Below are 14,234 nucleotides of genomic sequence, written 5' to 3'. Positions count from 1 at the left end.
AGTGATAGATGAAATCGATTCGATGAAGAACCAAGTCCAGTATGTGAAAGTTGAATCTCATCGTATCCACATGCACTTTGTATCTATTTGACGCCCAGAGATCAATAAGTATGCGAGGCGATTGAATCGACTCAACCAGTTTAGACACTTAGTTGGTGAGAAAGAAAAACACATTGGTGACTAGACTGGCGCCTTGGTTATAGTTGCTTACGTTATTATTCCCATTCCTGTTTGCTGTAGTCGTCTTGTTCTTGCACCCACTCCGGCGTATCCAGCCCTTCCAGTACCCGCCACATCTCTGACTGATAGGGCTCAGGCAGCATCTCGATCCAGCGGTGTGTCTCGGCGTGGCCTTGTGCTTGGTAGACCTCGCCGCACAACTCAACCAGCATCGGCCAGTCCGGGTCGCCTTCTGGTAGTGCGTATTCATCCGGCTGGTCCTGTTTGGGAGGCTGTAGTCCCTCCAGCTGCCAATCCGGCTCGCTTGGTAGCGATCTGCAAGATTGCAGCTGGCCGTTCTCTAGCCAGAGGGTGAAACCGTCCGTGCTGACACTGGCACCACCCCGCAATCGGTCGATAGAGAAGGGTGATAACCCCCATTGTTCCCTCATGATCTGGTCTGTGAAGGCATCAGGATCTGGTCGCGTACAGTTATTGTCAGAGCTCCAAGGTGCCGGGCTGTCGCCCGTCTTAACCCCAACCCCCCTCGCTGCAGCCTCGGCGGCTTTCCTGGCTTCATGGGTGCCGGCGGGCACAATTTCCCACCCTTGCAGGCGGGTCTTGATGCCAAGGCGAGCGGAGGTAATGCCCATCAGGCGTTTGATGTCTTCACCATAGCTGTTGGCCTGCTCCTCGATGAGGTGGGCCAGTCTGATGGGATGTTCGGCACGGGTCGCCAGTGCGCCGCCCATGGCGTGCAGGTAGCAGCGAAAGATGCCGTTATCAGCGGCAAATCGGGCTGCCTCAAAGCGTGGGTCTTGCAGCACTGGCTTGGGTGGGCCAACCAGTTCGGCATTCTTCTTGGCGTTGCTGATGCGGCGCAGCTCGCGCCATACCCCGACCGGGGCGCCGCCGATCTGCTGGAAGGTGCGAATGCCCCACCAACTGGCCCAAGCCACGGCATGAAGGGCGCCCTCATCGGCGGCAGTGCCGGCCTCTTCGTCATCGTCCAGGTAGGCGCCGTCGATGTTCTTGGCAATGTATTTGGCGATATAGCCTGCGGCATCCCCCTTGGCCGGATCTATCTCTTTCCAGTCGAAGCGGGGAGTAAAGTCGGTAAAGGGTGGGGCGCCCTTCATATCCCGTACCAGCTCGTCATGGTCATCGGTCAGGGCATAGCGTTGCAGGATGCCGATCACCCGGTTGCGATCTTCCGGGCGCATAAATAGCAGCAGGTGCCAGTGCGGGGTGCCGTCGTGGTGAGCCTCGCACACGCGAAATCCATAGACGGGGGCGTTCCACCGTTTGAGGGCGGCCACTTGATATTTCATCAGACGATGACCTATGCCCACTTTGCACCGGATTATCTCAATGACGCTGTCCGCTTTAACCCGTTGGAAAACCATCTTCAACCAGCGTTATTTCCCACGGGAATGGGCAGAAAAAAGTGTCCACATTTTGCCAATTTTGGTGTCTTTTCACGTCCAAAAGTGTCCCCTTGTGTGGTACTTAATTCCTTGGCTTGAATGTAACTTGTTGAAATTAAATAAATAAAAAATGGCAGCCGAGGCTGCCATTTTTTATTGATCTCTTATGTCGTTCTGGTTCAAGAGGTCTTGCGATCCTGATCCGGCTCGAACTGATGGCCCGATTTCTCCCGCTCCAGGTTCTCTTCGGAGCGTTTGCCCACCCAGTAATCGGCGTTCTTGATGCCGAGCTTTTCCGGGTGGAATACGGGGTCAATCCCTTGTGCCTGCTGCGCTTCATAATCCTTCAGACAGGTGAAGGCGGTCTTTTGCAGCAGCAGGATGGCGATGATGTTGAGCCATGCCATCAGGCCAACCCCGATATCACCCATGCCCCACGCCAGATCCGCCGTCTTGACGGTGCCGTAGACAGTGGCAGCCATCAGCGCAATCTTCAGCAAGAAGGTGAGCCAGGGGCGATTAATCTTGCGGTTGATGTAGGCGATGTTGGTTTCGGCGATGTAGTAGTAGGCAACGATGGTGGTGAACGCGAAGAAGAACAGCGCGATAGCCACGAAAATGCTGCCAAAGCCCGGCATCATGCTCTCCATGGCGGTCTGCACATAGCCCGGGCCTGCTGCGATACCGGCAATCCCCGTGTAGATGGCGGCGCCGTCCGGCCCTTGTACGTTATAGAGGCCGGTGATCAGCAGCATAAAGCCGGTGGCGGAGCAGACGAACAGGGTGTCGATATAGACGGAGAACGCCTGAACCAAACCCTGCTTGGCCGGGTGACTCACTGCCGCAGCAGAAGAGGCGTGCGGCCCGGTACCCTGACCGGCTTCGTTGGAGTAGACCCCGCGTTTTACCCCCCACATGATGGCTAGACCCAGAATGGCACCGAAACCGGCATCCAGACCGAAGGCGCTCTTCCAGATCAGCAGGATCACGCCCGGCAGCTGGCCGATATTGAGGGCGATGATGACGCAAGCCACGATGATGTAGCCCAGCGCCATAAAGGGCACCACGGTACTGGCGAAGCTGGCGATACGCTTGACGCCGCCGAAGATAATAAAGCCGAGCAGCAGCGCCAGACCGGCGGCGGTGACGTTCGGATCAATATTAAAGGCGGTCTGCAGGCTGGAGCCGATGGAGTTGGCCTGCACGCCCGGCAGCAGCACGCCGCAGGCGAAGACGGTAGCGATGGCGAAGGTCCAGGCGTACCACTTCATGCCAAGCCCTTTCTCGATGTAGAAGGCCGGGCCGCCGCGGTATTCACCGTTGATCTTCTCTTTGTAAACCTGACCCAGGGTGGACTCCACGAAGGCGGAGCTGGCGCCGAGGAAGGCGACCATCCACATCCAGAACAGGGCGCCCGGGCCACCGAAGGTGATGGCGGTGGCCACACCGGCGATGTTACCGGTACCCACGCGACCGGCCAGGGTCATGGCCAGCGCCTGGAAGGAGGAGACACCGGCATCGGTGCTCTTGCCATCAAACATCAGGCGCACCATCTCTTTGATATGACGCAGTTGTAAAAAACGGGTGCGCAGGGAGAAGTAAAGACCGACCCCCAGACACAGGTAGATGAGCGCAGGGCTCCAGATTACACCATTGATGGCATTGACGATTTCATTCATGTACAACAACTCCTTTGTTGTGTTTGTGGCGCTGTCTTGGCGAGATCTTGGCCTCGCTCTCTGTCACTGTCTTCGGCCCTGTTTGTTAACAATCCAGTTAACAAATGAGCACGAGGTTGAGGGGTTAAGCAGAGCGCAAACACGCGCCATGCATGGCTTGTAACATATCGAGTTGTATCGGTGCTTCCCAGCGAAAAATGTTGCCTTGTTGCAAATTTGTGAATTGACAAGGGTGGGGGGATAATGGCAGGCAGCGTTTTCTATGAGTAAAGATGAGATCCTCCTTGTTGATCTGCGCCAGACAATGTGACGGGCGTAACACAATGGAAAGCAAACATGAGGCCAACAATGAAAAATGACCCTGAGACCTTGACGATCCGTCCCCCTGAGGCCGACGACGGGAGTGCCATCGCCCACCTGTTCAGCCAATTGGGGTATCCTGCCGAAGGCGCTGACGTGACGGCACGCCTGTTGGCGCCGGATCCCGCGAGCGTTGTGCTGCTCGCATCCCTGGCCGACAAGGTGGTCGGCGTGCTGGTGTGGCACAAGCTGGCACCGTTGCATGTTGCACCAGCTTGGGGCCTGATCTCGGCGCTGGTTGTCGATGAAGGGGCAAGAGGGGCGGGAGTGGGCGCAGCCTTGCTCAAGGGAGCTGAAGCAATGGCGCGGGCCGCAGGTTGCGCCCAGCTGGAGCTATCCAGCAGTCTCAAGCGCGAGGAGGCCCACCGTTTTTATCTGGCGCAGGATTATCTGGAGCGGCCGAAACGGTTCGTCAAACTGCTGTGACCTGTTGTTTGCATCAAAAGAAGGAGTAGGCGTGCTGGGATGGTTCAAATGGCTGGGTGGTCGCCCGCAAACACCCATGAGTGAGGATGAGTTGGCGCTGTGGCGTCAGGCGCTGGTGGCTGTGCCCATCTTGCAAGGGCTCAGCGACACCGAGCAGACAACGCTTATCGGCTTGGGGCAACAGCTGCTCAAGCGCAAGACCCTGACCCTGATCGGGGTCGAGCTCAGCCGCCGTCAACAGGCGGTGCTGGCGCTGCAGGCGGCGTTGCCCATCTTGCACCTCGGCCTTGACTGGTATCGCGGCTTTCACGAAATCATCATCATCCCCGAGCCCGTGACACGGCGTCAGGAGGTGCAGGATGAGTTCGGGCTGGTGAGCGAGTTTGAAGAGGAGAACGCCGGCGAATCCTGGCCGCAAGGGCCGCTGGTGCTGGTCTGGAGCGAACTGCAGCAAGATGGCGACTGGGACGGCTTTAATCTGGTGATCCACGAGCTGGCTCACAAGCTCGATATGCTGGGCGGTGAGGCGGACGGTGCGCCGCCGTTGCCGGGGGCGATGAGCAGCCAGCTGTGGCAGCAGGCCTTTCAGGCCGCCTTCGATGCGCTCTGCCAACAACTCGACCGGGACGAAGTGACCGATATTGATCCCTATGCCGCCGAACATCCCGCGGAATTTTTCGCCGTCAGCTGCGAATGTTTCTTTACCGATCCGCTGCGGCTGCAGCAGGTCTATCCCGCGGTATACCGGCAACTGAGCCAGTTCTTTAGCCTAGATCCCGCACTGCGTTTCCCCGCGACCCGCTTGCTGGCGGGGGAGGGAGGTTACGGAGTTCTGTGACATCAATGCACAACAAAAGTGGTAAAACAGTGGAAATGCTTAATTGTGGTCAGTATGGAGATGGTAGGGAGTGGTCATACGGCTTCAAACCGGTAATCCTACCGTGTTATCCGGAGTCACCGTATGACCACCAACGAGAAAGTAGCACGTCGCAAACTCAGCCTGCTAGAGCTCGCCAAAGAGCTCAATAACGTCAGCAAAGCCTGCAAGCTCATCGGCTACAGCCGTCAGCAGTTCTACGAAATTCGCCGTAATTACCAGACCTATGGCGCCGAGGGCTTGCTTGACAAATTGCCTGGCTGTAAAGGGGCTCATCCCAACCGGGTTGCGCCCGAGATTGAACAGCCATCCTCGATTACTCCCTCACCAGACCAACTCAAGGCCCGCTGCGGGTCGCGCAAGAACTGGCTCTGCAAGGCATCAATGTCAGTGCGGTCAGTGCGGGCGGTGTGCGTGGCGTGTGGCAACGGCACGACTTTCTCTCTAAACACGACCGCTTGCTGCGCCTTGAGAAAACTCACCGTGAGCAGACCATTGAGCTCAATGACGAGCAAATTCGCCTGTTAGAACGATTCAGTCCAGAGTTCCGAGAACGCCAGATTGAGGTTCACTACACCGGAGAACTGGTGGCGGTCGACACCTTCTTCGTCGGCGCGCTCAAGGGGTTGGCAAGGTGTATCTACAAACCGTGCTGGACTGCTACAGTCGCCACGCCTGGGGACGGCTCTACACCAGCAAGCTGCCGGTGACCTCGGTTCATGTGCTCAATGAAACGGTGCTGCCGTTTTTCGAGGCCCACGAGGCGCGGGTCTATACCATCCTGTCGGACAACGGGCGCGAGTTCTGTGGGCGCCCAGACCACCATCCCTACGAGCTGTTCCTGCAACTGGAGGGGATTGAGCACCGGACAACCAAGGTGCGCAGGCCGCAGAGCAACGGCTTTATCGAGCGGCTGCATCGCACACTGCTGGATGAACACTTCCGTATCAAGGGGAGGACGACCTGGTATGAGTCGGTAGAGCAGATGCGACAGACCTGGATAACTACCTGGAACACTACAACACCCAGCGGCCACATCAGGGCAGGATGATGGAGGGTCAAACCCCCTACAGCATGTTCAAAAAGGGTCTGAAATTGATACCGAAGGAAGTGCGCACTAAAGTAGCGTAAACAAGACACCGGTTTGAGGCCGGTGTTAGGTGATAACTAGAACTGTACAGGTATTTTTTTACACCAGCTTACGAGTGTATATTACCATTGAAGTTATTTTGTCAAAAACATGAAGCCATAGATACCTATAATTCCAGCGGCAATACTTGCAACATATGAAAATATTATAATTATCGTAGTGTTTTTACTTTTCTTATCTATAGAGTCTTTTAACTTAATTGCTTTGCTGGAAAGTAATACATGTGATTGTCGTGCGCTACTAGTGAAAGCTAAAAACAAGGCAGTGATTATCGGTGCGAAAAATAGGCAGGCCAGCCACCAAAGAGTCTTTGATCTTTTTGACGCTTCAATCTGAGAGACAGCATCAAATATAGTGTCTAGTTTTTTATTTATGATCGAAATATCAATATTTTCAATTTTTATAAGAGATTGGTATTCTTGTTGTAGGGTATGTAGTGCATCATTTCCAGAATTTATTTCGTTATAGATAGGATAAAATGTCATTAGTCCGAATATAGCCAATGCCATAATTAGTCGGGATAATTCAACTATCGTATCTCTCAAACGGCGAGATTCTGTGACCTCTTTAATACAGGTGGAAATAATGTTTTCTATATCATCATCCCATGTCCGTTCTGTATGGTCAATCTGAATATTAATAAGGGAATCTTTAGTGCTAAATAGGAAAAGATCCGTGTACCTCTCGACGAGTAGAGATTTCTCTGATGGTTTTTTATTGTAAATTAAGGCAGTAAACGAAATCTGTTGTTTTTCTGGGTGAGGCCGGTTAGGAAATTGAACAAGATATTCCCAGACAATCTTCACACCGTTTGAAATTTCTGGTTTTGTTTCATTATAAGCGCGAAATGAGTTAACTGTTGTGATAGTTCTTTTTACCCCATTGTCGAAGTAAACAACAGCAGTAAAATTTATTAAATGTGAGTTTGCTTGTTGTGAAATACGTTGATCTATCATCTCATGTAAATTTATAAGCCATGAGTGATCTATTTCAAATGTAACATCGTAAGTTCTTTCAAGAGATTGTTTTTGACCTAGCAGATCACTTATAAAGCCACCTAAGTCTCTTTTGCTGACAGGTATTGATAATACAGTGATTGATTCATCGTCATAAGTATTGGAAGTAATGCTAGTATTCACGGCTATATATCCCTTGTTATTTTTAGAATGCTCTGTATGTTGTATATTTTTAATTTGTTAAATATTACGTAGTCATTATTAGTTATCCCCGATTTTAGTGGGTGAGGATTAGCATAAATAAAGATCGATGACCGAAGTGATGATTTTCAAATGAGGCGTGTTAACTGAGCTCTTTGGCGTATGAAACTCCTGAAAACAAAAAAATCAAAAAACAAAATAAATTATTGATATAAGTCATTTTTGTTGATGAGTAGTACAGTTTTTATCTCGTATATTGGGCTAAAAAGGGTAGGTTGGTGCCGAACGAAGTGAAGCCCAACGTTTACCGTGAAATATGCCTATCAATCATGCTCGCCTGTTGGGCTTCGCTTCGCTACGCTCTGCTCCAACCTACACATCACGCTATCTCAACCCTGCCGCCACAGGGGCCCATCAGCGGATCACGCGTGGCGATAATGCTCCCTCAAATTTCACCTGTAAAAATGCCGACCCTCGGGTCGGCATTTTCAAGAAATTGGCTGTAGGGCGAACAGTATGGGAAATGGTTGCCCTCTATGACCGGGCTATTTATCCGCCTTGCCCGCCGCATCGGCAAGTTTGGCCAGCTGTTTGTCATACCAGGCCACCGGGCGGTTCTCATCTTCCGCTCGCTCTTTGCGCCGGATGGCATTGCGCACCGTCATGGCCCCCAGCCAGCGGAATGGCTCGGGCGGAAAATAGCCGCGCGGGCCGCTGACTAGGGCGCATTCGCGCCACGGTTTGTCCTCCTCCCGCACTTCATCGCGCACCAAAGCCGCTAGGATCTGGCCGCCGATCCAGCTCTGGGCCACTCCGTTGCCAGAGTAGCCGAGGCCATAGACGATATTGGGCTGCCCTCGCCAGTGGCCGAAGAAGGGGAGACCGTCCACCGAGCGGTCGGAGGCGCCGCACCAGCTGGCGGCGATGGGCACCTCTTTGAGCGCCGGAAAGAAGCGGCGCAGGGTGCGGGTGAGGGGGGCAAGATAGCGGCTAGGGGCATCGAACTCGGCCAGATGGCGGTTGGCAAAGGCGAAGGTGTTGCCCCCCTTGCCCAGCATCAGCCGCCCTTGCGCGGTGGTGCGATAGTAATGGACAAAGGTGCGGCCATCCACCACGCTGCGACCGTGCTCAAGCTGCTGGGCGGCCAGTGCATCCGGCGCGGGGGCGGTTATCACCATATCGGAGGAGACCAGCACGATACTGCGGCGAAACTCGCGAAAGTGCTGCACCATGGCGCTGTTGAGGGCCAGCACCACCTTGCGGGCACGCACCTCACCTTGCGGTGTTTGCACCCGTGCCGGCTGGCCCGCCTCAAGGCGCTGCATGGGAGAGTGTTCATAGACCTCGACCCCCAATTCCCGCGCTACCCGCAGCAGGCCGCGCACCAAGAGCGCCGGTTGCACCGAGCCCGCGTGGGGGCTGTAGAGCCCCTCCAGATGAACGTGGGAACCGCACTGGCTCGCCAGTTCACCCTCTTCAATAACCTGCCACTGGTTAAGGTCTGCGCGTTTGAGTTCCTGCAATACCGGCTCCATCAGGCCGCGCTGGGCCTCGCTGGTGGCGGTGTAGCAAGTGCCCTCGACCCTCAGCTCCGCTTCTATGCTGTGCTGTTCGCAGAAGTGGGCGATCTCGTGTACCGCCTGCTCGGATCTTTGTACCAGCCAGGCGGCCTGCTCTTCGCCAAAGAGGCGCTTTAACGTCAAATACTTGGCCGACCAGGTGAGCAAACAGCCGCCGTTGCGCCCGGAGGCGCCGCTGCCGCAGCGATCTTTCTCCAGCACTATGACGTGCAGGTGGGGCTCGGCCTGTTTAAGGGCGATGGCGCTCCACAGCCCGGTAAAGCCGCCACCGACGATGCAGACATCGACCTCGTGGTGGCCGTGAAGTGGCTTGGGGGGCGCGGGTTGTTCGGCGGCGAGCGCCTCGGCCAGCCAGAAGGGGAGAGTGGACATGATGACTCCTCGATAAGGTTATTGGTGGCGCCAGCGCTGGGTGCGATCCAGCAGGGCGCGACTTAAAAAGAGCTGGAGCAGCTTGACGGTGGCGGCGGCCAGCAGGATCAGGGTGGCCATGGCGGCGGCCGCGGCGGTATCGCCGGAATCCTCCATATTGAGCACGGCGATGGAGGCGAGCACGCTGTCGCTCGAATAGAGGAAGATCACTGCCGAGGTGGTGGTCATGGCGTTGACGAACAGATAGATGAAGATCTCCAGCAGCGCGGGCAGGGAGGCGGGCAGGGTGACTCGCCAGAACGCCTTCCAGAGCGGAATGCGCAATGAGATGGCCACCAGCTCCAGCTCCTTGGGCAACTGCTTGAGGCTGGTCAGCGCCGTCATATGGCCCACGGTGTAGTAGTGAATGACGCAGGAGAGCACCATCAGCGGCAGAGTGCCGTATAGGCCGCCAAAGAGCGGATTGCCGTTGAAAAAGAAAATGTAACCGAGCCCCAGCACCATGCCGGGCACCGCCAGCGACAGCATGGCGAGCAGATGCAGCAACTGGCGAAGCCATGCGAAGTGGCGCCCCTTCTCCTGCGCCCAGGCCAGCACCATCACCAGCACGGTGCCGATAAGCGCGGTATAGAGGCCCAGCTGCAAGGTGTTGGTAAAGGGCTGCCAGCCGTAGACGCTGTTGCTGTCAAAGGCGTAGTGATCCAGCGTCAGCCCGAGGTTGTAGGGCCAGAACTGCACCAGGGAGCCGTAAACGGCCATCCCCACCAGCGCCAGAAACAGCAGGGCCCAGAGCGTGCACCAACCGAGCGCCAGCAGATCCCGCAGCCGATGGGGTTTGGGTTGATAGGGCACCGCCTTGGTGCTGCTCTGCTCCTGCATCTTGCTGCGCACTCTGTGCTCCAGCGCAAAGCTCAACAGTGCCGGCAGCAGCAGGGTGACGCTGGCAACGGCGCCCAGCGAGAAGTTCTGCATCCCGATCACCTGCCGGTAGATATCGGTGGCCAGCACGCTGTACTGGCCGCCAATCACCTTGGCCACCCCGAAGTCGCAGATGGTGAGGGTGAAGACCGCGATGGCGGCGCTGAGCAGGCCATAACGGGCGGTAGGCAGGGTGACGGTGACAAAGGTGCGCCAGCCGCTGCTGCCCAGCACCCGGGAGGCTTCATAGAGTCGGGCGTCGCTCTGACCGAGCGCCGTGATAAGGATCATCAGGGCGTGGGGGAAGCACCAGAAGCCCAGACCAATGACGATGCCGATGGGGCCGTAGATGCTCTCGCCGCCGAGCAGCCCCTTGGCGATCCCCTGATTGCCAAACCAGTAGACCAGACTGATGGCGGGCAGCAGGGAGGGCATCAAGAGCGGAATAAGGCCAATGAGGCGAAACAGGGGCTTGCCCGGCATACAGGTGCGGGTGAGGGCATAGGCGTAGCCAAAGGCGATGGTCACCACCAGCGCGGTGATCAGCACCCCGAGCCAGAGGGTGTTGCCTATGGTGCGCCCCAGATGGGGGAGTCGAAGTAGGCGCTGAAGTTGGCAAGGCCTATCCAGAGGCCATTTTCATCCTGCAGGCTCTTTTGCAGCATGGTGAGCAGCGGCAGCAAAAGGCCCCCCACCAGCAGGGCGATGCCGAGCGCAAGCAGGAACAGTTGCAGCAGCTGATCCCGGCTCCAGCCGCGACAAAGCCGCTGCCAGCGAGAGTCTTGCCGGGCTGTCGCTGGCGGCAGCAGGGAAGAGGTCGCAAAGGGGGCAGTCATGGGCGCTCTCCTTCAAACAGCTGCATCGCCCCGGCAGGCCAGTGCAGCGAGCAGCGCATGCCGCTGCGCCAACCACCCTGTTCGTGGCGGGGTAGCTCGTGGGTCGGGCGCTCCACCAGAATTTGCTGCGGGCCCAGATAGGTGTCGGCGGTGCAGATAAGACGCTGGGCAGCGCCGAGAAACTCCACCTGATCGATGGTTGCTTCAACGCCATGTTGCCCAAGATACGGCTCGCTCGGCGCACTCAGGGTGATTGCCTCGGGGCGGATCGCCACCTGCAATTTGCTGCCAGCTGCGGCCTGATTGGCGAGTTGCAGCGGTTGTTCGTTGAGGCGCACCTGATTGGGGCTCAGCACCAGGGTCTCGAGGAAGTTCATGGTACCGACAAAGCTTGCTACGAAACGGCTGGCAGGCTGGTGGTAGATCTCCTGCGGAGTGCCCACCTGTACGATGCGGCCGCCCTCCATCACCACGATGCGGTCGGCCATGGTCAGCGCCTCTTCCTGATCGTGGGTCACCATGATGGTGGTGATGCCAAGGCGCTGCTGTAGGGCGCGGATCTCGCTGCGAAGATGGGTGCGCACCAGTGCATCCAGCGCGCTGAGCGGTTCGTCCAGCAACAGCAGGCCGGGGGAGAGGGCCAAGGCCCGGGCCAGCGCCACCCGCTGCTGCTGGCCGCCTGAGATCTGGCTCGGGTATTTGTGGGACTGGGCAGTGAGATCCACCAGCCCCAGCCAGTGATCGACCCGCTCCTTGATGAGATCCCGCGCCAGCCCCTGATTCTCAAGGCCGAAGGCGATGTTCTGGGCCACCGTCAAGTTGGGGAAGAGGGCATAGGACTGAAACACGATGCCAAAGTCGCGCTCCTGGGGCGGCAGGCGGGAGATATTGCGCCCTCCTTGCCAGATCTCGCCGTTGTCCGGTAGATCCAGCCCGGCGATGGCTCTGAGCAGGGTGGTTTTGCCGCAGCCGGAGGGGCCGAGAAAGCAGATAAACTCCCCCGACTCAATGGTCAGAGAGATCCCCTTGAGGGCCTGAAAAGCACCGAACTGCTTGTTGATATGTTGAATGTCCAGATAGGGCTGGGTCATGGTTCGACTCGCTACTGATTTGGTATATACCAGTTTGCGGGTGAAGTGTGACGGTCAGGTGATCGGGGGATGACAGCTTGATGACAGTCAAATGACATCGGGTCGCCAGCAAGTGGTTGGGCCCTGTGTGGATGGGCGAAGCGTCGCTAATTGAAGACAATACACACTCGGGAAGTTAAAACCAAAAAGCGAAGGCCAACACCTGTTGGCCTTCGACTGGCAGTTTATTGGCTGCGGTGTGTCTGGCGTGAACAAACCGCCGCTCTTCACGCTTACTGCTTGGCTTCGGTCTTGCCGTCGAAGCTGGCACTCCACTGGGCCAGGATGGCGTTACGCTCGCGGGCTGCCCAGCTAAAGTCGTTGTCGATCATCTGGCCTTTGATATCCGCCGGATAGCCCGCTCTCGGTTGGGCCACATCGGGTATGGCGACCACGGCGAACGATTTGTTGTAGAGGGCGTTGGCCTGTTCGGTGGCGGCAAAGTCGAGCAGCTGTTTGGCGGCATCCAGCTTGGGGGTGCCTTTGATGATGGCGGCAGCTTCCATATCCCAACCTGACCCCTCTTTCGGGAACACCACCTCGATGGGGGCACCCTTGGCCTTGAGGCTGGTGGCCGGGAAGTCGAAGGAGATCCCGATCACCGTCTCGCCGCTGGCGGCCAGCTTGCAGGGGGCGGAGCCCGAGTGGGTGTAACGGTCGATGTTCTGGTGCAGGCCGTTCATGAATTGCCAGCCCTGCTGCTCGCCCATGGTCTGCAGCCAGCCAGCAACGCTCAGGTAACCGGTGCCGGAGGAGCTGGGGTTGGGCATGATCACCTTGCCCTTGTAGATGGGCTTGGTGAGGTCGGCCCAGCTGGTGGGGGCCGGGATCCCCTGTTTCTCCGCCTCTACCTTGTTGAAGCAGATGGCGCTGAAGAAGGCGTCCAGACCGATCCAGTGCGGCTCGGCCTTGCTGTCGCGAAAGCGGCTGTCGAGCTTCTCCAGACCTTTCGGTGCATAGGCATTGAGCATCTGCTGCTGATCGAGCTGCATCAGGCTGGTGGCGGCCAGTCCCCACACCACATCCGCCTTGGGCTGGGCTTTTTCTGCCAGCAAGCGGGCGGTGACCACGCCGGTGGAGTCACGCACCCATTTGATGTTGATATCCGGATGCTGGCGTTCGAACGCGGTTTTCAGCTCGTTGAGCTGCTCCGGTTCGAAGGCGGTGTAGACGGTGAGATCGGTCGCGGCCAGTGCCGGGGCGGTCATGGCAGCCAGCACGGCGGCGGCCAGCAGATGGGTTCCCTGTTTCATCCTCTTCTCCAGTTAAATTGGTTTGGTATAAACCAGATTGGTCGAGAGAGAGGCTAGGGGATCTTTATGACGTGACCGTGACAGCCCCGTGACGTTTTGTCGTTCCTGATTTGTCCGTGACTAATCCTGGGTATCCACTTCGATCTCCAGGCTGTCGTGGCGCCAGTACTCCAGATCGAAGTCGAGCACCCGGCCGTGCTGATCGAAGTTGAGCCGCTCGAGGCGCAGGGCGGGTAGGCCGGCGGTGGCTCCCAGCGCCTTGGCCACTTCGTCCGGCAGGGCGGTGGGGAAAAAGCGCACCTGCATGCGGGCGTAGTGGAGATCGTAATGGGCCTGGTAGATCTCGGTCAGACTGCCGTTGAGATCCAGTGCCAGCAGGCCGGGCACCCGCTCAGGCAGGCAGTGGTTCTCGCAGTAGCAGATGGCACGCCCGTTGGCGTAGCGCAGTCGCTTGAGCAAAAAGAGGCTGTCAAACGGCTTGAGCTGCAACTGCGTCATCAACGCGGGCGGCACCGCCTGGCGGCTTTTCTCCAGCAGTTCGGTGCGCGGCTCGCCCCCTTGTTCCCGCACTATCTGGTGAAAGTTGGAGGTGCGTCTGGGGTTCAAGCGAAAGCGCGGCGGGGTGACGAACCAGCCGCGGCGATCCTCCCGATAGATAAGGCCGTTCGCCTCAAGCTGCACCAGTGCCTCGCGGATGGTAACCCGGGTGGTGCCATAGAGTTCCCCCAGCAGCCGCTCGGAGGGAAGCTTGTCGTTGGGGGCCAGACCCCCCGCCAGGATCTGGTTGGCGAGGGCATCCTTGATCTGCAGATATTGCGGTTTGCTCATAAAAATCCCTGGTTTTGCAATAAGTTGTGCAATGAGTTGGGCATTGGGCATTGGGCATTGGGCATTGGGCAATGGGCTGGGC

Annotated in this window: 8 protein-coding genes and 3 pseudogenes; 3 read left to right on the top strand and 8 right to left on the bottom strand. The window is 57.3% G+C overall.

The window, feature by feature from the left end; all coding sequences use genetic code 11:
* Window positions 1-215: 215 nt before the first annotated feature.
* Both WBR25_RS11505 and WBR25_RS11500 read right to left on the bottom strand, forming a co-directional pair.
* A pseudogene (locus tag WBR25_RS11505) lies at window positions 216-1,475 on the bottom strand (replication endonuclease); the annotation flags it as partial.
* A 290-nt stretch (window positions 1,476-1,765) separates the two neighbouring features.
* Complete coding sequence (locus WBR25_RS11500) at window positions 1,766-3,265, bottom strand: alanine/glycine:cation symporter family protein (RefSeq protein WP_005360093.1); 1,500 nt, start codon at window positions 3,263-3,265, stop codon at window positions 1,766-1,768.
* Between the two features lie 348 nt (window positions 3,266-3,613).
* Here WBR25_RS11500 and WBR25_RS11495 point away from each other — a divergent pair, with 348 nt between their 5' ends.
* From WBR25_RS11495 to WBR25_RS11485, 3 genes and pseudogenes are all read left to right on the top strand, one after another.
* Window positions 3,614-4,051 (top strand): GNAT family N-acetyltransferase, encoded by a 438-nt coding sequence (locus WBR25_RS11495; protein WP_479747966.1) that lies wholly within the window; start codon window positions 3,614-3,616, stop codon window positions 4,049-4,051.
* A 76-nt stretch (window positions 4,052-4,127) separates the two neighbouring features.
* Window positions 4,128-4,889, top strand: a complete 762-nt coding sequence (locus WBR25_RS11490; RefSeq protein ID WP_479749906.1) for a M90 family metallopeptidase — start codon at window positions 4,128-4,130, stop codon at window positions 4,887-4,889.
* A gap of 123 nt (window positions 4,890-5,012) precedes the next feature.
* Window positions 5,013-6,059 (top strand): annotated as a pseudogene (locus WBR25_RS11485) (IS481 family transposase).
* Between the two features lie 93 nt (window positions 6,060-6,152).
* Here WBR25_RS11485 and WBR25_RS11480 read toward each other — a convergent pair.
* The 6 genes and pseudogenes from WBR25_RS11480 to phnR form a co-directional block, all read right to left on the bottom strand.
* Window positions 6,153-7,217, bottom strand: a complete 1,065-nt coding sequence (locus tag WBR25_RS11480; RefSeq protein ID WP_479747964.1) for a hypothetical protein — start codon at window positions 7,215-7,217, stop codon at window positions 6,153-6,155.
* A gap of 563 nt (window positions 7,218-7,780) precedes the next feature.
* Window positions 7,781-9,187, bottom strand: a complete 1,407-nt coding sequence (locus tag WBR25_RS11475) for an FAD-dependent oxidoreductase (RefSeq protein ID WP_479747962.1) — start codon at window positions 9,185-9,187, stop codon at window positions 7,781-7,783.
* 18 nt (window positions 9,188-9,205) lie between these two features.
* Window positions 9,206-10,941 (bottom strand): annotated as a pseudogene (locus WBR25_RS11470) (putative 2-aminoethylphosphonate ABC transporter permease subunit).
* The gene (locus WBR25_RS11465; protein ID WP_479747960.1) at window positions 10,938-12,032 is read right to left on the bottom strand and encodes a putative 2-aminoethylphosphonate ABC transporter ATP-binding protein; all 1,095 of its coding nucleotides are present in this window, start codon (window positions 12,030-12,032) and stop codon (window positions 10,938-10,940) included. Before WBR25_RS11465 ends, WBR25_RS11470 begins: the two are co-directional and overlap by 4 nt.
* 272 nt (window positions 12,033-12,304) lie before the next feature.
* Window positions 12,305-13,324 carry a putative 2-aminoethylphosphonate ABC transporter substrate-binding protein gene (locus tag WBR25_RS11460; RefSeq protein WP_139440599.1) on the bottom strand — a complete coding sequence of 340 codons (1,020 nt, stop codon included), beginning with the start codon at window positions 13,322-13,324 and terminating at the stop codon, window positions 12,305-12,307.
* A 120-nt stretch (window positions 13,325-13,444) separates the two neighbouring features.
* A complete protein-coding gene (gene phnR / locus WBR25_RS11455) occupies window positions 13,445-14,152 on the bottom strand; it encodes a phosphonate utilization transcriptional regulator PhnR (protein WP_479747957.1) in 708 nt (235 codons plus the stop codon).
* Between the last annotated feature and the right edge of the window lie 82 nt (window positions 14,153-14,234).

It is taken from the genome of Aeromonas sp. MTB, assembly GCF_056632455.1.
This window is presented reverse-complemented; position numbering and strand designations above follow the sequence as displayed.